Here is a 23,034-nt window from a genome sequence, read left to right as displayed (position 1 = left end):
TGTATCGCGACCTGCATATTTCCAAAAATACTTAAAATTTGTTTTGTTATTTCAAAAACAAATAAGCAAGTACACTTGCCGCACACCGGCCGAATCGGCGGAGCTGCCCGGCTGCGGCCAACCTTGCCCACGCCGCCAGCAACGCCGCCGCAGCGCGGCAGGAACCGACGTGAACACATGGCAGCACGGACAGCGGCCGGTGCCACCATCCGTGCTCCTGCCTTGTCGCCCTACAGCGCCCAGTTGAGCTGCGAGAAGCGGTACGACTCGACACTGGCCGGCAAGTCGGTCGCAGCGTGCGCCGGCCCCTGCAGCACGCGCTGCAGGATGTGCTGCTCGTACGCCACAAAGCGGGCATCTCCATGCTGACGGCTGCGCGGCAGGTCGATGCTCACATCCAGCGCCACCTTGCCGGCTTCCACCAGCACCACGCGGTCGGCCAGTGCCACCGCCTCGGCTACGTCATGGGTGACCAGCACCGTGGTGCAGCCGTGCGCCCGCCACAAGCGCTCGATCAGGCCCTGCATTTCCAGCCGCGTCAGCGCATCCAGCGCCCCCAGCGGCTCGTCCAGCAGCAGCAGTTGCGGCTGATGCACCAGCGCCCTTGCCAGCGCCACGCGCTGACGCTGGCCGCCGGACAGCCGCACCGGCCACTCGCCGGCGCGGTCGGCCAGACCGACTTCGGCCAGCGCCGCCAGCGCCCGTTGGCGGCCGTCGCCCCCCAGCCCCAGCGTCACATTGTCCAGCACCGATTTCCACGGCAGCAGGCGCGCGTCCTGGAACATCACGCGCACGGTTTGTCCGGCCGGCTGCAGCAGGCGGCCGCCATCCGGCGCATCCAGCCCGGCCAGCAGCCGCAGCAAGGTGCTCTTGCCGCAGCCGCTGCGGCCAACAATGGCCAGAAACTGGCCGGGCGGAATGTGCAGATCCAGCGCCTCCAGCACACTGCGTGCACCGAAGCGGCGTTGCAGGCCGGCGATATGGATGCCGTGTTGCGGCGGCAGGTCGTCGGGTTTCATGCTCGTCTCCTCAATGAGTGGTCAGGTAGGACGGGTGCCATTGCAGCCAGCGCCGCTCCAGCGCCCGCGCCGCCACATCCACTGCCTTGCCCAGCAGCGCATACAGCAGGATGGACAGCACCACGATGTCGGTTTGCATGAACTCGCGGGCGTTGGCGGCCAGATAGCCGATGCCGCTGCTGGCGGCCAACGTTTCTGCCACGATCAGGATGATCCAGGCGATGCCCAGCGCGTAGCGCACGCCGACCAGAATCGACGGCAAGGCCCCGGGCAGCACCACGTGGCGGAACAGCGCGCCGCCGCTGACACCGTAGCTTTTCGCCATTTCCAGCAGCGCCGGGTCCAGCGAGCGGATGCCGTGGTAGGTGTTGAGGTACACCGGAAACAGCGTGCCGAATGCCACCAGGAACACTTTGGCGCTTTCGTCGATGCCGAACCACAGGATCACCAGCGGCAGGATCGCCAGCGGCGGGATGTTGCGCAGCATCTGCAGCGTGGTATCGAACAGCGCCTCGCCAAAGCGTGACAGGCCGGCAATCAGCCCCAGCACCAGCCCCAGGCCGGCACCGATGGCAAAGCCGCTGGCGGCGCGGCCAAAACTGCTGGCCAGATGACGCAGCAGCTCGCCGCTGGCGGCCAGCCGCCAGGTGGCGGCCAGCACCTCGCTGGGCGCCGGCAGCACGCGGTGGTTCAGCCAGCCCTGCAGCGAGGCCAGCTGCCAGCCGGCCAGCAACGCCGCCGGCACCAGCCAGGGCACAGCCCGGCGCGCATTGCGATGAAACAATGTCTGGCTCATGGCAGTTCCTTATGAGGCGGCGGCCAACTTGGGCACGTGCTGGTTGGCGACGATCTCGCCGAACGGGCTGGCAAAGCCGTCGGCCTTGCCCGGCTGCTGCCGGCCCGGCAGGTGCGGGAACAGCAGCTCGGCCACGCGGTAGGCTTCGTCCAGGTGCGGGTAGCCGGAGAACACGAAGGTGTCGATGCCCAAGTCGGCGTATTCCTGCATGCGCTTGGCCACCGTGGCGCCATCGCCTACCAGCGCGGTACCAGCGCCGCCGCGCACCAGGCCGATGCCGGCCCACAGATTGGGGGCGATCTCCAGCTGGTCACGCTGGCCACCATGCAGCGCCGCCATGCGGCGCTGCCCTTCGGAGTCGGCACGCGCCAGCGTCTGCTGTGCGCGGGCGATGGTGGCGTCGTCCAGCTTGCTGATCAGCCGCTCGGCCGCCGCCCACGCTTCCTCGTTGCTCTCGCGCACGATCACGTGCAGGCGGATGCCGAACTTCACCGTGCGGCCATGCTTGGCGGCGCGCGCCTTCACGTCGGCGATCTTGCGCGCCACCTCGTCCAGCGGCTCGCCCCAGCTCAGGTACACGTCGACGTGCTCGGCGGCCAGCTCATGCGCCGCGTCGGACGAGCCGCCAAAATACAGCGGCGGGTACGGCTTGCTCACCGGCGGGAACAGCTGCTGCGCGCCCTGCACCTTGATGTGCTTGCCGTCCAGATCCACGGTGTCGCCGGCCAGCACGCCCTTCCACACCTGCAGGAATTCGCTGGCCGCCTCGTAGCGCTCGTCGTGCTGCAGCCAGCTGCCGTCGGCGGCCAGCTCCACCGGATCGCCACCGGCCACCACGTTGACCAGCAAGCGGCCATTGGAATGGCGGTCGAAACTGGCAGCCATGCGCGCCGCCACGGTGGGCGACATGATGCCCGGGCGCACCGCCACCAGGAATTTCAAGCGCTTGGTGGCCGGAATCAGGCTGGCGGCGGTGACCCACGGGTCCTCGCAGGAGCGGCCGGTGGGAATCAGCGCGCCGTCAAAGCCCAGGCTGTCGGCGGCGCGGGCAATCTGCGTCAGGTAGGCATGGTCGACGGTACGGGCGCCTTCGGCGCTGCCCAGATAACGGCCGTCGCCGTGGGTGGGGAAAAACCAGAAAACTTGCATGCTGCGTATCCTTTCAGGGCCTGCGGCCAACGTTGGCCGCGGGTGATTTACGGTTTCCAGAACGCGTCGACGACCTTGATGGCGCGCGGGATCAGCCCCAAGCCGTAGAAGGCGTCGGCCACTTTCTGCTGCTCTTGCTGCACCGCCGGCTTGAGGTAGCTCACGCTGTAGCTGGGATTGCGCGCCAACATCGCCTCGTAGGTGGCGGCCTCCAGCCCGGTGTAGCCGGACAGCGTGGCGGCCACGGTCTTCACGTCGCTCTTCAGCCATTTATCGTTGGCGGTCAGCGCCTTGAACACCACGTCGATCACCTTGGGGTTGGCCTTGGCAAAGGCGCGCTGCGCCAGGTAGAAGGTGTTGTTGCCGGTCAGCCCCTTGCCGCTGGACAGCACGCGCACGCCGCCGGCGCGCTGCGCCGCCGCGTAGTACGGGTCCCAGATGGTCCAGGCGTCCACGCTGCCGCGCTCGAACGCCGCGCGCGCCTCGGACGGCGACAGGTACACCGGGGTGATGTCGCTGTAGCTCAGCTTGGCCTTTTGCAGCGCGCTGACGGTCAGGTAATGCGCGCTGCTGCCCTTGGTAGAGGCGATGCGCTTGCCCTTGAGGTCGGCCAGGGTGCGGATGGTGGAATTGGCCGGTACCAGGATGGCGGAGGATTCCGGCTTGGCCGGCTCCTGCCCGATGTAGACGATGTCGGCGCCGGCGGCCTGGGCGAATACCGGCGGCGAGTCGCCGGTCATGCCGATGCTGACGCTGCCGGCATTCATCGCCTCCAGCAGCGGCGGGCCGGCCTGGAATTCAAACCACTTCACCTCCACGCCCAGCGGCTTGAGCTGTTTTTCCAGCGTGCCCTGCGCTTTCAGCGAGGCCAGATTCAGCGCGCTTTTCTGGTAGCCGATGTTCAGATCCAGCGCCAGCGCCGGGGCGCCCAGCGCCAGCAGCACGGCCAGCGCGCCCAGTTTGCGGGTTACTTGCATGGTGTCACTCCAACAGGAAATCAAAGACTGATCAGGCGGGAAATAAAGTCGTCCGGCAGCCGCGGGGTGGCCGCCGCCGGTGGCGTGCTGCGCAGCAGCGCGGCAAATTCGTCCACGGCGACATCCAGCCGCTGTGCCAGCTCGGCCGCCAGCTCACCATCCGCGCCACGGCCGATCTGGCTTTCCACCGCAAACACCCCCTGGTGGATTTCGCTGGCCTTCAGCGCCGCCAGCACCGGCTTGATGGCGTAGTCCACCGCCAGCAGATGGCCGGGCGAGCCGCCGCTGGCCAGCGGCAGCACCGGCTTGCCGGCAAAGCCGCCTTCCGGAATCAGATCCAGCAGCACTTTCAGCGCCCCGGCGTAGGCGGCCTTGTACACCGGGGTGGCGATGATCACGCCCTGGGCGGCGCTGACGCGTTGCTGCAGCGCCTGCACCGCCGGCGCGGCAAAGTTGCCGTACAGCAGATCGTCAGCCGGGAAGTCGTACACGCTGACGCTGTCCACATGGATACCCGCCGGCTGCAGGCGGCGCGCGGCATGTTCGATCAGCCGGGCGGTGCGCGAGCTTTTACTGGGGCTGCCCAGAATGGCGACAATGTTCATGGTGTTTTCCATTTCGTTTTTGCATGGGAAAACATTAACAAAACAGCTAGCCAAAACTAAGCAATTAAAATAGCGAAGCAATGCGCCATTACTGCAAATGAAATATGCCGCTTTGCTTATTCGTTTGCCGCCACAAAATAAAAAATGGCCGGATCAATGATCCGGCCAAAGCAACGGGACAAACATAGGAGAAAACCGCAATACTGAGCCGCAACTATATGCGGCCAACCTTGGCAGCGGAACCAAGAAATGGCGCAAAGCCTTGCATGGCCGGTGATAAGCGCTGGTGCGGCAACGCCGCCCCACGGCAAGCAATCTGCGACGCGGGCCAGTAATCAATCGCGGCGGTTAAAATCGGCACAATAAAAAACCCGCGACAGCGGTTGGCTGGTTGCGGGTTTTATTTACGGCCCGATTATTTACGGCATTAATTCTGCAGCCCGTATTTTTTTACCTTGTCGAACAGCGTGGTTTTTGGCGTGCCCAATGCCTGGCTGGCCTGGGTCATATTGCCGCCATGACGCCGCAGCGCTTCCACGATCAGGCTCTTTTCATAGGCTTCGACACTTTCCGCCAGGCTGGGCGACAGGCTTTCGCCGCCACTGCCCTTGAACACCGGCAGGCCCAGCGCGTAGCGCTCGGCCACGTTGCGCAGTTCGCGCACATTACCCGGCCAGTCGTGCGCCATCAGCTGGCTGAGGGTCTTGCGGTCGATCTCGATGGATTCGCGGTCGAAGCGCAGCGCTGCCTGCTGCAGGAAGCATTCAAACAGCAGCGGGATATCCTCGCGCCGCTCGCGCAGCGCCGGAATCTCCAGCGACACCACGTTGAGCCGGTAGTAGAAGTCGGCGCGGAACTTGCCCTGCTGCGACAGCAGGTCCAGGTCCTCCTTGGTGGCGGCAATCAGGCGGCAATCCACGTCCACCGCCTGGTTGGAGCCCAGCCGCTCCAGCTTGTGCTCCTGCAGCACGCGCAACAGCTTGATCTGCAGGTTGATGGGCATGGTTTCCACTTCGTCGAGGAACAGCGTGCCCTTGTGCGCATACTCGATCTTGCCGATGCGGCGCTTGCCGGCACCGGTAAAGGCATTGGCCTCATGGCCGAAGATTTCGCTTTCGAACAGGTTTTCCGGCAGCCCGCCGCAGTTGATGGCGACGTAGTGGTGCTCGTGACGGCGGCTGTAATCGTGCAGGCAGCTGGCCACCAGCTCCTTGCCGGTGCCGGTTTCGCCGTGAATCAGCACATTGGCGCCGGTATCGGCCACGTTCATGATCAGTTCGCGCAGCTCGCGCATGCGGCTGGAGCGGCCGATGATGCGCTGCTCCAGCGTCTGGCGGCCATCCAGCTGCCGGCGCAGGCTGTCGACTTCCAGCGTCAGCATGCGCTGCTGCAGCGCGCGGCGCGCCACGTCCACCAGCCGCTCCGGCGAGAACGGCTTTTCCACGAAGTCGTAGGCGCCATCGCGCATCGCCTGCACCGCCATCGCCACGTCGCCGTGGCCGGTGACCAGTACCACCGGCAGCTGCCGGTCCTGCTCGCGCAGCTGCTGCTGCAGGCTCAGGCCGTCCATGCCCGGCAGGCGGACATCGGTAATCACGATGCCCGGCTGCAGCCCCTGGGCGATTTTCTGCAGCGCTTCTTCGGCACTGCCGCAGCCGATCACCGGCAGGTCTTCCAGCAACAGTGCCTGCTGGCAGCCCAGCAGCACATGCGGGTCGTCTTCGACAAACAGGATCGGCAAGGCGTGTTCAGACATGGGCAGCGTCCTCCTCGGGACACAGGGGCAGGATCAGGACAAATTCGGCACCACCCAGCGCCGACGGGCCGGCGCTCAGCGCACCGCCGGCCGCAGCGGCCAGGCTGGCGGACAGGGTCAGCCCCAGGCCGAGGCCGCGTTCGGCCGGCTTGGTGGTGAAAAACGGTTCGAACAAATGCTTCATCACGTGCTCCGGCAGGCCGCTGCCGTTGTCGCTGACCGCCAGCCGGTAGCTGTCTTCCAGCCGCTGGCCGGACAGCACGATGCGGGCATCCGGCTGCCCTTGCAGCGCGTCCATGGCATTGGCCAGCAGGTTGACCAGGATCTGCTCCAGCCGGGTCTGGTCGATGGCCAGCTCTGCCTCGGCAAAGCGCTGCTCCACCAGCACTGGTTCGTGGCTCAGCCGCGAGTGCAACAGGAACAGCGCCGCATCCACCGCGGCGGCCAAGCGCGCGCGGCCGCCGGCATGTTCGGAGCGGCGGGCGAAGGAGCGCAGCGAGGCGGTGATCTTGCCCATGCGCTCCACCAGCTCGGCAATGGTGTTGAGGTTGGCGCTGGCGATGTCCAGCTTGCCGCGCTGCAGGAATTTCACGGTGTTGCCGGACAGGGTGCGCAGCGCCGCCAGCGGCTGGTTCAGCTCGTGGGCGATGCTGGTGGACATCTGGCCGATCACCGCCAGTTTGCCGGCCTGGATCAGCTCGCTCTGGGTCTGGCGCAGGTTCTGCTCCGCCTGCTCGCGCTCGCGGATTTCGGCGCGCAGCCGATCGTTGCTGGCCTTGAGGTCGGCAGTGCGTTCGGTAATCCGACGCTCCAGTTCGCTGTTGGCCGCTTCCAGCGCTTCGCGTGCGGCCAACTTGGTGGCCAGCGCTTTGCGCCGCTCGTTCATGGCGATGATCAGCAGGGTGACAAACGCCGCCAGCGCGGCGGCCAGCAGCGCATGAGTCAGCGCGGCGGCGCGCACCTCGCCCAGCGGGCTGAGCAGGGTGAGCTTCCAGCGGGTGTCGTTGAGGGTGCGCGACTGCACCAGGTAGCGGTAGACGCGCAGCGGGTTTTTCTCGTCCGCCACGCCCCACTGCTCCAGCCCCGGCGACAGCGCCACGCGCTCGGCCAGGCTCAGCTCCGGCAGCAGCGCCCAGTGGTATTGCAGGCTCAGCGCCAGTTGCTGCCGGCGCTCGGCGCTGATCGGCTGCATGGCGCGCAGATACCACGCCGGGTGCGCCGCCAGGATGATCACGCCGTTTTCGTCGGTGACCAGCGCATTGGAATTGGCCTTGCGCCAGCCGTGCTCCAGCTGCGCCAGCTTCACCTTCACCACCGCCACGCCGATGATGCGATCACCGACCCGCAGCGGGCTGGAAAGATAGTAGCCGGGCTCGCCGGACAGGCTGTCCAGGCCGTAGAACTGGCCCTGGCCGCCGTTCATCGCTTCGACGAAATACGGCCGGGTGGACAGGTCCTCGCCGACATAGCTGTCGATGCGGCGCCAGTTGCTGGCGGCCAGCACGCGGCCGCTGATGTCCAGCACGTACAGCGCCAGCGTGCCGCTGCGGGCGTTCATGCCTTCCAGGTATTCGTTGACTTCACGCCGCAGCGGGGCGAAATGGTCGCTGCTGCCACGCAGCGCCGGGGTATCGCCTTCCAGCAGCGTGCGGGTGGGTATATGCAGCCCCAGTACGCGTGGCAGCCAGATGTAGCGCTCGATTTCGCTTTCCACGCCGCGGGCATGCAGCTCCAGCTGGCGGTTGCCGTTCTCGCGCAGGGATTCGACGCCGGTACGGTAGGACACCCGGTAGGTCACCAGGCTGCACAGCAGCACCAGCAATACCAGAATGCCGCCCCAGACCAGCGGTTTGCGTATGCGGGAGGTAATCATGTCAACAAGCAGGCGCAGCATGTTCGATGAGGAATGGAGCGTTCTATCACAGCCCACCGGCTGCGGCCAGATTGTTGGGGGAAATCGGGAGGTGCGGCGGGGAGGCCGCCTCGCGCTGCGAGGCGGCCCGCGCCGTCCGGTCTGCGCCGGACAGGTTTTGCTCTTGCCCGTGGTGTTTTTTTGTCTATCGGTCGAACGGGTATCGACGCTGCCTGTTATTAGCATTTTGCGGGCCAGCTTTTCTCCGCCGAAACAAACCATAAAAATCAAGTACTTATATTTATTTTGCCCGGCAAAACAACCGGATTGCCGTACCTGATCGCACACCACGTTCGGAAATCCGTACACACCAACCCGCCATCCAGGCCATACCATAAAAATAAATTGCAAAAATCTGCATAAAAGCAAATTAGAGCTACTGACAAATAAGTATGATTGGCGAACAAAAAACAGCCGCCACTCAATGCCAGCGGCAACAGCCTGGAGCAACTCATGTTTGGTAATCGTAAAAAGATCGACGCACTGGAAGCCCGCCTGAACGAGCTGGAACGCGAACGCCAGCAAGTACAACAGGAACTGGACACCACCCGCCGCCAGCTGCAGGACAGCATCGGCGCCCGGGAAGAGGAAGCCCGTCAACACACCAAACGCGAGGTATACCGCGAGCCGTTCGGCCAGTTCTGTGACAGCACCGCCTTGCTGCGCGGCTCGTTCGCCGAACTGGCGAGCATGCTGGAGGACAAGTTCCTGCTGGCCAGCGAGGCCGTTACCAACCTGCAGCAGACGCGCCAGGCCGTCGACACACTGACCAACAGCTTCCAGCACATTGCCGATGCCCAGGCGCAGACTGCCGAGCAGATCGCCGCCCTCAGCGGCAAGACCGGCCGCATCCAGCAGTTTGTGCAGCTGATCAAGGACGTTGCCGACCAGACCAACCTGCTGGCCTTGAACGCCGCCATCGAGGCCGCCCGCGCCGGCGAGCAGGGCCGCGGCTTTGCGGTGGTGGCCGATGAAGTACGCAAACTGGCCGAGCGCACCGCACAGGCCACCAGCGAGATTTCCACCCTGGTCAGCGAGGTGGATTCCGCCTCCAGCGCCACCAAGCAACAGGTGGACGAAGCCGCAGCCCAGGCCGAAGGCTACCGCCATACCGGCCAGAGCGTGGCCGATGCCATCCGCAAGCTGGTGAATGACAGCGAAGCGATGGCCAATGTGATTGCCAACGGCAGCAACACCAGCTTCATGGAAGTGGTGAAGCTGGATCACATCGTGTTCAAGCTGGATATCTACAAGGCGTTTATCGGTTACCACGAGCTGCAGGCGGAGCAGGTAGCCAGCCACCGCCACTGCCGGCTGGGCAAGTGGTATTACGAGGGCCGCGGTTACCACGAGTGCCGCGGCAGCGCGCAATATGCCCAGCTGGAGGCGCCGCATGAGAAAGTGCACGAGCTTGGCCGCCAGGCGCTGCAGGCCTTCCACGACGCCGACTTCAGCCGTGCCACCCGCGCACTGCACGATATGGAGCGCGCATCGTCGGAGGTCATGGACGTGCTGACCCAGCTGGAACAGACGCCCTGCCAGCACAAGATGAACTAAACCACCCTGCCCCTCGCCCCGCCCCGTGCGGGGCGAATGGTTTCTGGCGCCGCCGCGCGGCGATCAGCAACCCGGGCATGGCCAGTCGCTCTTCGCGGTGAGTGCGCGCAACGCGCCCTGCTCGCCCAACCGATATGCGGCCAACCTTGCCCGCCCGCGCGGGCCTGCGCGCCCAGCCACCCAGCCCGCGGCAACGTCCGCAGCGGCGGCAGCCTTGATGCCCAGCGATGAAGATTCATTAAGCGGTTGACCGCTTGCCGGCGTTGATCAGCAACGGTCACAAACGGTCAAACAGTGGCTACACGACCACCGAATAACGCCGTGCCCGTATTGCTAGACTGCAAGCATCCCGATACATCTGAGGAGTACATCATGCGAATCGCCACCATCATCACTGCGGCGGCCCTGACGCTGTCGGCCTCTGCAGCCATGGCAGACCACTTGGACAGCGTGCTGGGCGGCGCCATTGGCGGGGCTGCCGGCGCAGCGATCGGCCAGAGTGTGGGCGGTCGCGACGGCGCCATCATCGGTAGCGCCATTGGCGGTGCCACCGGGGTGATCCTGACTCAGCAACAACGTGAGCGCGTCATCATCCGCCAGCCACGCCCGCAGCCGGTGTACTACGCCGTGCCGGTACAGCCGCGCCCGGTGTACTACATGGTCAAACCCGACAAGCACTTCTACAAGCACCATCGCAAGCATGGCCACTGGGGCGACCGCGGCGGTTGGGATAACCGCGGCTGGGGTGACCGTGATCGCTGGGGCGATGACGACTAAGAGCCACGCCGGAACCCGGCATGAAAAAAACCGCTGCGTTTGCAGCGGTTTTTTTTTGCGCCCCATGACCAGCACGAGGCAGGCAGGGCTTAGCCCTTCACCACCTGGGCAATGGCTTCGGCCACGTAGCCGATGTTCTTGCTGTTCAGTGCCGCCAGGCAGATACGGCCGGTGGATACGGCGTAGATGCCGAACTCGTCCTTCATGCGCTCTACCTGAGCGGCAGTCAGACCGGTGTAGGAGAACATGCCGCGCTGCTGGATCACGAAGCTGAAATCCTGCGCCACGTTCTGGGCCTTGATGGCATCCACCAGGCCACTGCGCATGGCACGAATGCGGTCACGCATACCGGCCAGCTCGTCTTCCCACATCTGGCGCAGTTCGGTGCTGGACAGCACGGCAGCCACCACGGCACCACCGTGGATCGGAGGGTTGGAGTAGTTGGTGCGGATCACGCGCTTCAGCTGCGACAGCACACGGCCGGATTCTTCCTTGCTGGCGGTGATGATGGACAGCGCGCCCACGCGCTCGCCATACAGCGAGAAACTCTTGGAGAAGGAGCTGGACACGAAGAACTGCAGGCCGGACGCGGAGAACAGGCGTACCGCCACGGCATCCGGCTCGATACCTTCGGCAAAACCCTGATAGGCCATGTCGAGGAATGGCACCAGGCCGCGCTCGCGGCAGATTTCCACCACCTCGGCCCACTGGGCGTCGGACAGGTCGGCGCCGGTCGGGTTATGGCAGCAGGCATGCAGGATGATCACCGAGCCGGCGTCCAGACCCAGCAGGCAGTCTTTCATGCCGGCAAAGTTCACGCCGCGGGTGGCGGCATCGTAGTACGGATAGTTTTCGACCTGGAAACCGGCGGCTTCGAACAGCGCGCGATGGTTTTCCCACGACGGGTCGCTGATGTACACCTTGGCAGACGGGTTCAGGCGCTTGAGGAAGTCGCCACCGATCTTCAGGGCGCCAGTACCACCCAGCGCCTGCGCAGTCACCACGCGGCCGGCGGCGATCAGTTCGCTGTCGGCGCCCAGCAGCAGGTTCTGCACGGCCTGGGTGTAGCTGGCCGGGCCTTCGATCGGCTGGTAGCCGCGCGGCGGCATGGCTTCCAGACGGGCTTTCTCGGCGGCCTTGACTGCGGCCAGCAGCGGGATCTTGCCGTTATCATCGTAATAAACGCCAACCCCCAGGTTCACTTTATGGCTACGGGTATCAGCGTTGAAGGCTTCGTTCAGACCCAGGATCGGGTCGCGCGGGGCCATTTCGACGGCGGCGAAAATCGAAGAGGACATGCGGGGCTCCATTAAATGCACGGGTAGCAAGCGGCGCGCGGCCAACCTGCAAGGTGATGAAAACCGGATGGCGCAAGTCTATCACGCCGCCCGCCGCCGCGCTGTGGCAAGGGTCTTGACGCGTTGGCGCTATGATTGCAGACGGGCCAGCAAAGCCGGCACATCCTGCCACGTCACCTGGCTGACGGGTACGATGACATCGCCGGCCATGGTCTCATCCGGCAGCTTTGTTTCAATTCCACCCAGGCGCCGATAAATCGCCCGCGCCGACAGATTGCCATCCAGCACGTGCAGCAGCAGCGCCTGTCCCGGCCAGCCGGCGGCCACTTCCGCCGCCGCCCAGGCCAATAGCCGCTTGCCCAGGCCATGGCCCTGCCACACCGGCAGCACATGCAGATTGTCCAGATATACGCCCTGCTCCGGCGCAAAGCCTGGCTGCAGGCAGACAAAGCCGGTGGCCACCTCGCCCACACGGGCAATGCACACCCGGAATTCCCCGGCCGCGGCATGCATGCGCTGCTGCCATTTTTCCACCATCTCGCTGCTGGCCTGCTCGTCCAGGTAGCGCTCCGGCAGCAGGCCGCGATACGCCGCCCGCCAGCTGCGCCAGTGCAGGCCGGCCAGCAGCGCCGCATCGGCCACGCTGGCAACAGTCAAAACAGGATCAAACATGATAGGCTCCGGGCAAATTCTGTCTGGATCATGCTATCCCCCTCTTTGCTACCGAGACAAACGCATGCAACTCATCCGCTTCGATTCGCTGCCGGCCACGCCGTGGAAAAACGGCGGCGGCATTACCCGCCAGCTGCTGATTCAGCCGGCTGCGGCCAACCTGGACACCTTCACGCTGCGAGTCAGCATTGCCGATGTCGACAGTGACGGCCCGTTCTCCGACTTCAGCGGCATCGACCGCACCCTGGGCCTGCTGTCCGGCCACGGCCTCAGCCTGCATGAAAACGCGCAAACCGTGGCGACACTGCGCCCGGGTGGCGAGCTGCGGGCATTCGATGGTGGCCGCCACATCAGCAGCACGCGGCTGAATGGCAAGGTGCAGGACTTCAACGTGATGACGCGCCGCGGCCACGCCAGCCATCAGGCGCGTTATCTGCAGGTAAAGGAGCCCACCGAGCTGGCGAGCAGCGGCCCAACGCTGTTGCTGCTGGCCGACGGCAACGCGCTGCTGGCCAGCGACGGCCACGACACGCAGCAGCTGGCGTACCGCGATGCGCTGTGGCTGCCGCACGGCGGCACGCTGCAGCTGCTGGCCGCCGCGCCCTGCCGCCTGATCGTGGTCGAGGTGGTGTTGGCATGAGCGTTGCCTCGCCCTGCATCGGCGTGTGCCAGCTGGACGTCAGCGGCCGCTACTGTACCGGCTGCCTGCGCACGCTGGACGAGATCGCTGGCTGGTCGCAAGCTGACGATGCGCAAAAACAGGCGGCACTGGCGCGCATCGCCGCCCTTTCGCAGCCAGGTACCGTACGCGACTTGCAGTGCAGCCGTTGCGGCCAACCTTTCCGCTGTGGCAGCGGCGGCCAGCGCGGCGGCTGCTGGTGCGCCGACCTGCCGCCGCTGCTGCCCGCCACCGGCGCCGCGGCAGACTGCCTGTGTCCCGGCTGCCTGCAACTGCTGGCCAACGACGCCTGAAGCACCATGCAAAAACCCCGGCACCTGGCCGGGGTTTGCTTTGCAACGCAACGCGGCTTATTCGGCGCGTACCGAGGCCAGCGCCTTGCGCTTGGCCAGCATAGAGCCAGTCACCACCACCAGTGCGGCACCGATGGCGCCCGCCACCTGATGCGACCAGCCCGGCAGCATGCCGGTGTAGTCCAGCACGCCCTTGTCGGACAGCAGCATCGAGCCGCCAATCCAGCCCAGCAGGCCGCCGCCGAGGGTAATCACGATCGGGAAGCGATCCATCAGCTTCAGCACCAGCTGGCTACCCCACACGATGATGGGGATGCTGATGACGATGCCAAACACCACCAGCGCCAGGCTGCCGTGCGAAGCGCCGGCCACTGCGATCACGTTGTCGAAGCTCATCACCGCGTCGGCCACGATGATGGTCTTCACCGCGCCCCACAGGTGGGTGCTACCCTGTACGTCGTGGCCGTCGTCATCCTCGCCGACCAGCAACTGCATGCCGATCCACAGCAACAGCAGGCCGCCAGCCAGCTTCAGGAACGGAATATCCAGAATCTGCAGCGCAAAGGCGATCAGTGCCACGCGCAAGCCGATGGCGCCGACCACGCCCCAGAAAATGCCTTTCTTGCGCTGCTGTTCCGGCAGGCTGCGGCAGGCCAACGCGATCACCACCGCGTTATCGCCGCCCAGCAGGATGTCGATCATGATGATCTGCAGTACCGAGACCCAGAATGTGCTTTCACCGAGCATTTCAAACATTGTCTACTACCCTCCTCATCAAATCAGGCGTACCGCCATACTGGCCGCAGTATCGCAGGTCAAACTTTCAAAAAGCTGTCAGCGCAGCATGTCCCATGCCAGCTTGCAGATCAGCACCGTCACCAGCACCAGGAACAGGCCGCGCACGAAACCGGCGCCCTTGCGCATGGCCAGCCACGACCCGGTCAGCGCACCGGCCACATTGCACACCGCCATCGGCAGCGCAAAGGCAAACAGCACATTGCCGCTGGGAATGAAAAAGCACAGCGCCGCCACGTTGGTGGCCAGGTTCACCACCTTGGCCGCCGCCGACGCATGCAGGAAATCGAAGGCGAAGAAGCGCACGAACAGGAACATCAGGAAGCTGCCGGTGCCCGGCCCGAACAGGCCGTCGTAAAAGCCGATGCCACCGCCGATGGCCAGCCCCACCAGCATTTCGCGGCGGCCGATGGTAACCGGCTTGTGCAGCTTGCCCAAGTCTTTCTTGTGCAGGGTGTAAATCGCCATGCCAATCAACAACACCAGCACCAGCGGGCGCATCACGCTGGCGGGAATCAGACTGACCGCGGCGGCGCCGGCAAACGACATCACGAAGGCAGCCGCAGCGGCCGGCAATACCAGCTGCCACGGCAGGCGCACCCGCTGCAGGTAGGAACGGGCGGCAAACACGGTACCGACCGCCGACGACATCTTGTTGGTGCCAAACAGGGTGGCCACCGATACCTGCGGCAAGGCATTGAGCAAGGCAGGAATCTGGATCAGGCCGCCGCCACCTACCGCGGCATCAATCAGGCCGGCCAGAAAGGCAAACAGACACAGAAAGCCCAGTGTCAGCATGAACATCCTTTCGGCAAAAAGGCGCCATTGTAGCGGCATTGCCAGCCGCTGGCAGCGGCTTTGGCGCAACACAAATGCTGCACCGCAGCAAATATATTCGCCCAGCGGTCTTGCGGCGGGTGCAGTTCTGGCACAATGCCACTGTCGCCCATCCATTACCGCTATCTGCCATGAATCCTGAACAACTGGGTTATGTTGCCGCCCTGCTTACCACCGGCAGCTTTCTGCCCCAGGTCCTGCACACGCTGAAAAGCCGCGACACGCGCAGCATTTCGCTGGCGATGTACCTGATGTTCGTTACCGGCACCCTGCTGTGGCTACTGTATGGCTGGCATATCGGCTCGGTGCCGGTGATTGCGGCCAACCTGATCACCACGCTGCTGGCGTCCATCATCCTGGCGATGAAGCTGCGCCAGCTGTGGCATGGCCGCGGCTGAGCGCGACGCAAACGACAAGGCCCCGCAACGCGGGGCCTTGTGCATTGTGGCGGCAGCTTACTTGCCGATGCCGTGCAGCAGCGGCTCCACCAGCCCGCTGAAACCCTCCCAGATGATCTGCACCCCCAGGCACAGCAGGATGAACGCCGTCAGGCGCAGAAACACCACCGCCCCGGTCTGCCCCAGGTAGCGCATCAGCTTGTCGGCATGCAGCAGGCACCACCAGATCAGCAGGCAGGTCACCGCCACCGCCGCCACCGCCGCCAGTGGCGCCACGGTGAACTTCACCAGCGCCTTGCCGCTACTGGTCAGCGAGGCGCCTACGGTGATGGCCACCGAGATCGACCCCGGCCCTACCGTCAACGGAAAAGTCAGCGGATAGAACGCCCGCTGCTTCAGCGTTTCACGGTTTTCCAGCTTGTTCACATCCGGCGTATTTTCCGCCGGGTTGTCGTTGAGCATGCGCCAGGCGGCGAAGGTGATCAGCAAGCCGCCGGACATCTGCACCACCGGCAGCGACACGCCAAAGAAGCTCAGCACGAAGCCGCCGATATACATGCTGCCCAGCAACAGCAGGAAGCAGTACATGGCAATGCGGCGCGCCAGGAAGGCGCGTTGTGCCTGGTTGTTGTGTGCAGTCAGCGAGATGAAGAACGGCACCAGCCCCGGCGGGTTGATGATGGGCAGCAAAGCCGCGGCGACGAACAGGAACTTGCTGGCGAACAGCGACAACATTGGGCTCATGCAGGGCTCCGGCCAGCCGTCGGTTGCGCGGCGTGGCATATTTTATTTATTGAGAATCGCGGCGATTCTAGCATTGCGGCCAACGTTGGCCGCAAGTGTCGGCGGCATAAACAAAAACGCCGCACCCGGTGACAGGTGCGGCGCCGACAGCCAGGAGGCGGGCTTACTGCTCGCGCGGCGGCAGCGCCACCTGGTCGTCCTTGCTGAACTGGTAGTCGTGGAACACCTGCTCGGCCGTCAGCAGCTGGTAGCTGCCGTCTTCCTTGCGCCAGGTGGTGTCCTTCAGCCGATAAGTGTACTGGCCGCAGGTCCAGCAATCGAAGTTGCGCATATGGGTGCACAGGCAGGTCTTGTCCCACACCTTGATGCGGCGCTCGTCCGGATGTGCTGCCACTTCGCGATTGTAGGCCTCGATGTACTGGCAGCTGCCGCTGGCATCCAGCAGGTAGCCGTAGGCTTCGCAGTTCGGGCGGATGCCGTCGCCGATGGCCGGGCACTGCTTGATCATGCGCATCGGGTAGCCGGTGGGCGACAGCTGGTTGACTTCAATGTCGTCTTCGGTGGCCTTGAAGTATTCCTGCTTCACCTTGTCCGGCAGACCGCATTCGCGGGTCACGGTAAAGCGGGTAGCCACCTGCACACCACTGGCGCCCATTTCCAGGAAGCGCACCGCATCGCTGCCGGTAAACACGCCGCCGGCGGCGATCAGCGGGATATCCAGGTTTTCGGCTTTCAGCCAGTCACGGATTTCCACCAGGATGTCGGCCAGATTGTACTGGTCCCAGTCCATGCCAAAGCCCAGGTGACCACCGGCCAGCGGGCCTTCGACCACCACGTAGTCCGGCAGGCGCTTGGTGCGGGCGGTCTTCTTCAGGAACAGCTGCAACGCACGCACCGACGACACGATGATGCCCAGCTTGGCCTCGCGGAAGCGCGGGTGGTCTTCCAGCAGCGCAAACGAGCCCAGGTGCAGACCGGCGGCCAGGGTGATGCCGTCGATGCCGGCATCCAGCGCCGCGTGCATGCGCACCTTCAGCGTCTCCTTCGGCGCGTTCATGGTCAGTTTTTCCATGCAATTGATGAAAATCAGACCATTACCCTGCTTGGCGTCCATCGCGCTGCGCACATGCATGCGGGTGGCGTCGGCCAGTTCCTGCAGATCGAACTTCACCACCGACTTGTCGGTGTTTGCCACGTTGAACTTGTACTGTTTGAGCTTGTTCTTTACGTACTTGGTATTGAAGCGGCGGTCGGCCACGGTGGGCACCATCGCATCCGAGATATGACCGATACCACCCAGGCGGGCTACTTCCAGCGCCAGCGAGGCAGTGGAAATATCCACACCCATACCGCCCTGCATGATCGGCACCAGTTCGTGCTCGCCCAGGCGCAGGCGGAAATCATCAACACATTTCATCTAAAACACTCTCCGTAAGACTGGGCGGCATTATACGGCAAACCGTAAAATATAGAGTTTTTACTCACTTGCCCCCCAGTGATATCCGACCCTGCGTTGGCAACGTCGGTTCATTCATACAGCGCGGTATCGCCGGCAGCGCCCGGAAACGGCACCAGACCGCGGCACTGCATGCCGACAGCTTCCAGCACCGTGGCCGAGGCCAGGTTGGCCGGGTCGATATAGGCCACGATGCGCGGCAGCCGCAGCACCGTGCGGCCGTAATCCAGGCTGGCCTGCGCTGCTTCGCGCGCATAGCCGCAGCCACGGGCATGCGGCAACAAGGCATAGCCCAGGTCGACACCCGGCATGCCATCGCGCTGGATCAGTCCGCACATGCCCAGGGCCTGGCCATCGTCCAGCCGCTCGACACACCACAGGCCATGACCGTGGCGCTGATAGCTGGCCAGCGGCCCCGCGCGCAGGTAATCCAGCGCCTGAGCGTGGGTACGCACACCGCGGTCGGTGACAAAACGGATAAAATCCGCATCGTTGAGCACGCCCAGTACCACGGCGGTGTCTTCCAGCGTGAATTCGCGCAGCAACAGGCGCGGCGTACGGATCGGCAGCATGGCAGCTCCAGCAGCGGGCGCTAGGCTCCGTTGCCCGCTTGCGGCGGACAATCACGGAAGCTAGCGCAAGTTCGTGACAATCTTGCCACTGCATGGCAAGGTTGGCCGCACCCGCCCAAGGCGCGCCGGCTGGCGCACGGTAACAGGAACCGCCGCTCACGGCAAAACCCCCTGCCATGCCCTGCGCATAAAAGACGCCGCAGCAGTTGATTTTCACGATCGCGTCCCCACTTGCTCGTCGGCACATTCCCGCTTGCACCAGTACGCAAGATGCAACCCTTCATAGACAGGAAAAATTCATGACCATTACCGTCAACGGTGTCGAGATTACCGAAGCCATGGTGCAAGCCGAGCTGCCGAACCACGAGCAGACCCCTAGCCCGCGCGATGCCGCCGTGCAGCAACTGGTGCTGCATCAACTGCTGCTGGCCAAGGCCCGTGCCTCCGGCTTCGACAACGCCAACGAAGGCGAAGCCATCGGCGCGCTGCTGGACAAGGAACTGCAATTCGCACCGGTGGACGAAGCCGCCTGCGAGGCCTACTACAATGCGCACCCGGAATACTTCCGCCAGGGCGACAGCGCTGCGGCCAACCACATCCTGTTCAAGGCCGAAGGCGGCGACGAGCTGGCCAAGTCGCTGACCCGCGCCAAAGCCGAAGGCGTGCTGGCCGAAGTACAAGCCAACCCGGGCCGCTTTGCCGACCTGGCACGCGAGCACTCCTCCTGCCCGTCCAGCCAGCAGGGCGGCGCTCTCGGCCAGTTCGGCCGCGGCCAGATGGTGCCGGAATTCGAACAGGCGGTATTCGGCACCGACGCCGGCAACATCACCCCGAATCTGGTGGAAACCCAGTTCGGCTACCACATCATCCAGGTGACCGAGCGCAGCGAAGGCGGCCAGATCAGCCTGGAAGACGTGAAACCGCGTCTGCAGCAATACCTGAACGAAATGGCTGCCCGCCAGGCGATGCACGACTACCTGAACACCCTGGTGCAGGCTGCCGACATCAAGGGCTACAACATGCCGGCCTAAGGCCAGCGCATACCAACGGCCGGGCTTGCCCGGCCGTTTTCTTTTGCCCCCACCATTCATAAAGCATTTCAACCTGTCAGCGGTTCAGACTAGACTTAGCACTACCTTTTCAAAGTCGGAATCGCGACCATGTTGATGCACCCCTTCTTCAAGCTGATGGCGGATAAAAAGGCCAGCGATCTGTTTTTCACCGCCGGCATGGCCGCACAGATCAAGATCGAAGGCACCATCCTGCCGGTCAACGACAAGCCGCTCAGCGGCGAGCACGTCAAGCGGCTGGCCTACAGCATGATGGACGAGGCCGAGATCGCCGAGTTCGAAACCGGCCTGGAGATGAACTTCGGCCGCCAGGTCGAAGAACTGGGCAACTTCCGCGTCAACATCTTCCGCCAGCGCGGCGATGTCGCCGTGGTGATCCGCTTCATTGCGCCGGTGATTCCCAGCCTGGAACACCTCAACCTGCCCACCACTCTGCAGGACCTGGTACAGCTCAAGCGTGGACTGGTCTTCGTGGTGGGGGCTACCGGCTCCGGCAAGAGCTCCACCGTGGCGGCGCTGCTGGAGCAACGCAACCGCAGCCAGAGCGGGCACATCCTCACCGTGGAAGACCCGATCGAATTCGTGTTCGACCACAAGAAGAGCATCGTCAACCAGCGCGAAATCGGCATCGACACCCTGAGCTACGCCAACGCGCTGAAGAACGCCATGCGCGAAGCGCCGGACGTGCTGCTGATCGGCGAAATCCGCGATGCAGAGACCCTGACCTACGCCATCAACTATGCGCAGTCCGGCCACCTGTGCATCTCCACCCTGCATGGCAACAACAGCTACCACACCCTCAACCGCATCATCAGCTTCTTCCCGCTGGAAAACCGCAACGCGCTGCTGATGGACCTGGCAGAAACGCTCAAGGCCATCGTGTCGCAGCGCCTGGTGCAAACCGTGGACGGCAAGCGCCGCCCGGCGCTGGAGCTGCTGATCAACTCGCCGCACATCGCCGAGCTGATACGCAACGGTGAAATCGGCAAGATCAAGGAAGCGATCGAAGCCAGCATGAGCGACGGCTCGCAGACCTTCGAGCAATCGTTGTTCCGCCTGTACAAGGATGGCTACATCAGCCTGGAAACCGCGCTGCAGAACGCCGACTCACCCACTAACCTGTACTGGCTGATCAACCACGAAAGCGGCAGCAAGAGCAGTGCGGACCCGCAGGCCAGTTTCTCCGGCTTTACGCTGGAGCACTAGGCCGCCTTGCCGCAGCAGCCGGCACATTGCGGCCTGGCGGCAGATTCAGGGACAATGGCGGCCTTGCATTGACCCCGTCGGGGGCGGTCCGCCCCCGGCCCACCACAGCCACCGTCAATAGGCACCAAACACACATGATTACCCTGTACGGCATTCCCAATTGCGATACGGTCAAGAAAGCCCGCCAGTGGCTGACGGCGCAGCAACTGGACTTCAGCTTTCACGACTTCAAGAAACAGGGCGTCGATGCCGCCCTGCTGCGCCGCTGGATCAGCGAAATCGGCCTGGACAAGCTGATCAACCGCGCCGGCACCACCTGGCGTGCGCTCAGCGACGAAGAAAAGGCGCAAGCGGCCAACGTTGATGGTGCCATTGCCCTGCTGCAGGTCAAGCCGTCCATCATCAAGCGCCCGGTGCTGGACAACGCCGGCAAGCTCAGCGTCGGCTTCAAGGCAGAGCAATGGCAGGAGGCGTTCGGAAAATGAGCAGCACTCTCGAACTGACCCAGCAACTGATGCAGCTGGACTCCATCACTCCGCGCGACGAAGGCTGCCAGGAGCTGATGATCGCCCGGCTGGAAGACATGGGCTTCACCATCGAGCGCATGCCGTTCGGTGACGTCAGCAACTTCTGGGCTCACCGCGGCCACAGCGGCCCGCTGCTGTGCTTTGCCGGCCATACCGACGTGGTGCCCACCGGCCCGGTGGACCAGTGGCAGAGCCACCCGTTCCAGCCCACCATCCGCAACGGCCACCTGTTCGGCCGTGGCGCCGCTGACATGAAAGCCTCGCTGGCCGCCTTCATCACCGCCACCGAGCGCTTTGTCGCCGCCAAGCCGCACCATGCCGGCACCATCGCCTTTCTGATTACCTCCGACGAGGAAGGCGTGGCCACCGATGGCAGCGTGCGCGTGGTAGATGCGCTGGAAGCGCGCGGCCAGAGCATCGACTACTGCATCGTCGGCGAACCGACCTCAGACCAGCTGTTCGGCGACACCATCAAGAATGGCCGCCGCGGCTCGCTGTCCGGCCACCTGATCGTGCACGGCATCCAGGGCCACATCGCCTACCCGCAGCTGGCCAAGAACCCGATCCACCTGGCTGCACCGGCGCTGGCCGAGCTGGCCGCCGAGGTGTGGGATCACGGCAACGAGTACTTCCCGCCCACCAGCTGGCAGGTGTCCAACATCCATGCCGGCACCGGCGCCACCAACGTGATTCCGGGGCATTGCGACATCAAGTTTAACTTCCGTTTCTCCACCGAGCACACCGCGGAAACACTGAAGGATCGCGTGCACCAGATTCTGGACAGCCACGGTCTGGCCTACGAGTTGCACTGGCAGCTGTCCGGCAATCCGTTCATCACCCAGCCGGGGGCGCTGACCGACGCCATCGGTAGCGCCATCCATGAGGTCACCGGCGTGGAAACCGCGCTATCCACCACCGGCGGCACCTCGGACGGCCGCTTCATCAAGCGCATCGCCCGCGAGCTGGTGGAGTTCGGCCCGATCAATGCCAGCATCCACAAGCTGAACGAATGCGTGAACGTGGACGATATCGAGCCGCTGGCGAAGGTATACGAGAAGACGCTGCACAAGCTGCTGAGCTAGGCCAGTTGCCAACATGCAGAAAAGCCGCACCCTCGGGTGCGGCTTTTCTGCATGCGGCCAACGTTGGCCGCATCACGCCAGATTGCGGCGCTCGTACATCGCCTGGGCCAGCGTGCCTGGGTCGACATGCTCCAGCTCACCGCCCACCGGCATACCGCGCGCGATGCGTGTCACCCGCAGCCCCTGCGCCTTGAGCATCTCGCCGATCAGGTGCGCGGTCACCTCGCCTTCGGCGGTGAAATTGGTGGCGATGATCACCTCCTCCACCTGGCCGTCGGTGGCACGTGCCATCAGCTTTTCCAGTTCCAGATCCTGCGGGCCGATGCCATCCATCGGCGACAGCCGCCCCATCAGCACGAAGTACAGGCCATCGTAGCAGCGCGACTGCTCCAGCATCAGCAGGTCGGCCGGCATTTCCACTACGCACAGCAGCGTCTGCTTGCGCTCGGCATCAGCGCAGACATTACACAGCGGCACCTCGCTGAAGGTGTTGCAGCGCTCGCAATGACGCAGATTCAGCAGCGCCTTGTCCAGCGCCCGCGCCAGCTTGTCGGCGCCGCCACGGTCTTTCTGCAGCAGGTGGAAGGCCATGCGCTGCGCCGACTTGGGACCGACACCCGGCAACACCTTGAGCGCGGCGATCAGCTGGTCGAGCGAGGGAGGATTTTTCATGGACATATTGATTGTCAGCCACGGACACACAAGACACGGCAGCCAGCCCGCCGCCGCCACTGGTAGCGGCAGGCCGGCACTGCGGTCAGCTTGCTGCTAGCTGCCGCGCGAAGCGCGCGGCCAAAACAAAACACACGGCGACAACGGCTGGCGCCGTGTCTGCCGTGTGCAGCGGGAAGCAAAAG

The 23,034-nt window shown here is 64.2% G+C and carries 25 protein-coding genes; 10 read left to right on the top strand and 15 right to left on the bottom strand.

The window, feature by feature from the left end:
• Positions 1–230: 230 nt before the first annotated feature.
• The 7 genes from ABNW52_RS06010 to ABNW52_RS05980 form a co-directional block, all read right to left on the bottom strand.
• Complete coding sequence (locus ABNW52_RS06010; protein ID WP_349585418.1) at positions 231–1,019, bottom strand: ATP-binding cassette domain-containing protein; 789 nt, start codon at positions 1,017–1,019, stop codon at positions 231–233.
• Between the two features lie 10 nt (positions 1,020–1,029).
• The gene (ssuC, locus tag ABNW52_RS06005) at positions 1,030–1,815 is read right to left on the bottom strand and encodes an aliphatic sulfonate ABC transporter permease SsuC (RefSeq protein ID WP_349585415.1); all 786 of its coding nucleotides are present in this window, start codon (positions 1,813–1,815) and stop codon (positions 1,030–1,032) included.
• A 9-nt stretch (positions 1,816–1,824) separates the two neighbouring features.
• Positions 1,825–2,964: an FMNH2-dependent alkanesulfonate monooxygenase gene (gene ssuD / locus ABNW52_RS06000; protein WP_349585412.1), complete on the bottom strand. Its 1,140-nt coding sequence runs from the start codon at positions 2,962–2,964 to the stop codon at positions 1,825–1,827.
• Positions 2,965–3,011: 47 nt separating this feature from the next.
• A complete protein-coding gene (locus ABNW52_RS05995) occupies positions 3,012–3,941 on the bottom strand; it encodes a sulfonate ABC transporter substrate-binding protein (RefSeq protein WP_349585409.1) in 930 nt (309 codons plus the stop codon).
• Positions 3,942–3,961: 20 nt separating this feature from the next.
• A complete protein-coding gene (gene ssuE / locus ABNW52_RS05990) occupies positions 3,962–4,546 on the bottom strand; it encodes an NADPH-dependent FMN reductase (RefSeq protein WP_349585406.1) in 585 nt (194 codons plus the stop codon).
• Positions 4,547–4,973: 427 nt separating this feature from the next.
• A complete protein-coding gene (gene aauR, locus ABNW52_RS05985; protein ID WP_349585402.1) occupies positions 4,974–6,302 on the bottom strand; it encodes a two-component response regulator AauR in 1,329 nt (442 codons plus the stop codon).
• Complete coding sequence (locus ABNW52_RS05980; RefSeq protein ID WP_349585399.1) at positions 6,295–8,175, bottom strand: sensor histidine kinase; 1,881 nt, start codon at positions 8,173–8,175, stop codon at positions 6,295–6,297. Before ABNW52_RS05980 ends, aauR begins: the two co-directional genes overlap by 8 nt.
• 19 nt (positions 8,176–8,194) lie before the next feature.
• On the opposite strand from ABNW52_RS05980, the gene ABNW52_RS05975 reads away from it, so the two are divergent.
• The 3 genes from ABNW52_RS05975 to ABNW52_RS05965 all read left to right on the top strand — a co-directional run bounded on the left by ABNW52_RS05975 (position 8,195) and on the right by ABNW52_RS05965 (position 10,548).
• On the top strand, positions 8,195–8,494 hold the full coding sequence (locus ABNW52_RS05975; protein ID WP_349585396.1) for a hypothetical protein: 300 nt from the start codon (positions 8,195–8,197) through the stop codon (positions 8,492–8,494).
• A gap of 173 nt (positions 8,495–8,667) precedes the next feature.
• Entirely contained in the window at positions 8,668–9,771 is a 1,104-nt protein-coding gene (locus ABNW52_RS05970; protein WP_349585393.1) for a methyl-accepting chemotaxis protein, read from the top strand.
• Positions 9,772–10,143: 372 nt separating this feature from the next.
• Positions 10,144–10,548: a glycine zipper domain-containing protein gene (locus ABNW52_RS05965; RefSeq protein WP_349585390.1), complete on the top strand. Its 405-nt coding sequence runs from the start codon at positions 10,144–10,146 to the stop codon at positions 10,546–10,548.
• A gap of 89 nt (positions 10,549–10,637) precedes the next feature.
• Here ABNW52_RS05965 and ABNW52_RS05960 read toward each other — a convergent pair whose 3' ends face one another.
• Positions 10,638–11,846 carry an amino acid aminotransferase gene (locus ABNW52_RS05960; RefSeq protein ID WP_349585387.1) on the bottom strand — a complete coding sequence of 403 codons (1,209 nt, stop codon included), beginning with the start codon at positions 11,844–11,846 and terminating at the stop codon, positions 10,638–10,640.
• 129 nt (positions 11,847–11,975) lie between these two features.
• On the bottom strand, positions 11,976–12,518 hold the full coding sequence (locus ABNW52_RS05955) for a GNAT family N-acetyltransferase (protein ID WP_349585385.1): 543 nt from the start codon (positions 12,516–12,518) through the stop codon (positions 11,976–11,978).
• A 64-nt stretch (positions 12,519–12,582) separates the two neighbouring features.
• On the opposite strand from ABNW52_RS05955, the gene ABNW52_RS05950 reads away from it, so the two are divergent.
• Positions 12,583–13,158, top strand: a complete 576-nt coding sequence (locus ABNW52_RS05950; protein ID WP_349585383.1) for a HutD/Ves family protein — start codon at positions 12,583–12,585, stop codon at positions 13,156–13,158.
• Positions 13,155–13,490, top strand: coding sequence for a DUF1289 domain-containing protein (locus ABNW52_RS05945; protein WP_349585381.1), 336 nt, complete (start codon positions 13,155–13,157; stop codon positions 13,488–13,490). Before ABNW52_RS05950 ends, ABNW52_RS05945 begins: the two co-directional genes overlap by 4 nt.
• Positions 13,491–13,547: 57 nt before the next feature.
• On the opposite strand, the gene ABNW52_RS05940 is transcribed toward ABNW52_RS05945, so the two are convergent.
• Positions 13,548–14,246, bottom strand: a complete 699-nt coding sequence (locus ABNW52_RS05940) for a TerC family protein (protein WP_349585378.1) — start codon at positions 14,244–14,246, stop codon at positions 13,548–13,550.
• Between the two features lie 78 nt (positions 14,247–14,324).
• A complete protein-coding gene (locus tag ABNW52_RS05935; protein ID WP_349585376.1) occupies positions 14,325–15,083 on the bottom strand; it encodes a sulfite exporter TauE/SafE family protein in 759 nt (252 codons plus the stop codon).
• Positions 15,084–15,253: 170 nt separating this feature from the next.
• On the opposite strand from ABNW52_RS05935, the gene ABNW52_RS05930 reads away from it, so the two are divergent.
• Positions 15,254–15,520 carry a SemiSWEET transporter gene (locus tag ABNW52_RS05930; protein WP_349585373.1) on the top strand — a complete coding sequence of 89 codons (267 nt, stop codon included), beginning with the start codon at positions 15,254–15,256 and terminating at the stop codon, positions 15,518–15,520.
• Between the two features lie 57 nt (positions 15,521–15,577).
• Here the strand turns inward: ABNW52_RS05930 and ABNW52_RS05925 are convergent, their stop codons facing one another.
• The 3 genes from ABNW52_RS05925 to ABNW52_RS05915 form a co-directional block, all read right to left on the bottom strand.
• On the bottom strand, positions 15,578–16,264 hold the full coding sequence (locus tag ABNW52_RS05925; protein WP_349585370.1) for a MarC family protein: 687 nt from the start codon (positions 16,262–16,264) through the stop codon (positions 15,578–15,580).
• A 163-nt stretch (positions 16,265–16,427) separates the two neighbouring features.
• Positions 16,428–17,681, bottom strand: coding sequence for a nitronate monooxygenase (locus ABNW52_RS05920; RefSeq protein ID WP_349585367.1), 1,254 nt, complete (start codon positions 17,679–17,681; stop codon positions 16,428–16,430).
• 110 nt (positions 17,682–17,791) lie between these two features.
• The gene (locus ABNW52_RS05915; RefSeq protein WP_349585365.1) at positions 17,792–18,292 is read right to left on the bottom strand and encodes a GNAT family N-acetyltransferase; all 501 of its coding nucleotides are present in this window, start codon (positions 18,290–18,292) and stop codon (positions 17,792–17,794) included.
• Positions 18,293–18,591: 299 nt separating this feature from the next.
• Between ABNW52_RS05915 and ABNW52_RS05910 the strand changes: the two genes are divergently transcribed.
• The 4 genes from ABNW52_RS05910 (at position 18,592) to dapE (ending at position 22,177) form a co-directional block, all read left to right on the top strand.
• Positions 18,592–19,323 carry a peptidylprolyl isomerase gene (locus ABNW52_RS05910; protein ID WP_349585362.1) on the top strand — a complete coding sequence of 244 codons (732 nt, stop codon included), beginning with the start codon at positions 18,592–18,594 and terminating at the stop codon, positions 19,321–19,323.
• Between the two features lie 129 nt (positions 19,324–19,452).
• Positions 19,453–20,568, top strand: a complete 1,116-nt coding sequence (locus ABNW52_RS05905; RefSeq protein ID WP_349585359.1) for a PilT/PilU family type 4a pilus ATPase — start codon at positions 19,453–19,455, stop codon at positions 20,566–20,568.
• A gap of 134 nt (positions 20,569–20,702) precedes the next feature.
• A complete protein-coding gene (locus ABNW52_RS05900) occupies positions 20,703–21,053 on the top strand; it encodes an ArsC family reductase (RefSeq protein ID WP_349585357.1) in 351 nt (116 codons plus the stop codon).
• Entirely contained in the window at positions 21,050–22,177 is a 1,128-nt protein-coding gene (dapE, locus tag ABNW52_RS05895; RefSeq protein ID WP_349585355.1) for a succinyl-diaminopimelate desuccinylase, read from the top strand. The genes ABNW52_RS05900 and dapE overlap by 4 nt, the downstream gene beginning before the upstream one ends.
• Before the next feature lie 72 nt (positions 22,178–22,249).
• Here dapE and recR read toward each other — a convergent pair whose 3' ends face one another.
• A complete protein-coding gene (gene recR, locus ABNW52_RS05890) occupies positions 22,250–22,849 on the bottom strand; it encodes a recombination mediator RecR (RefSeq protein WP_349585353.1) in 600 nt (199 codons plus the stop codon).
• Positions 22,850–23,034 lie beyond the last annotated feature (185 nt).

The sequence above is a fragment of the Vogesella oryzagri genome (assembly GCF_040148885.1).
In the GTDB taxonomy this organism is placed as follows: domain Bacteria; phylum Pseudomonadota; class Gammaproteobacteria; order Burkholderiales; family Chromobacteriaceae; genus Vogesella; species Vogesella oryzagri.
This window is presented reverse-complemented; position numbering and strand designations above follow the sequence as displayed.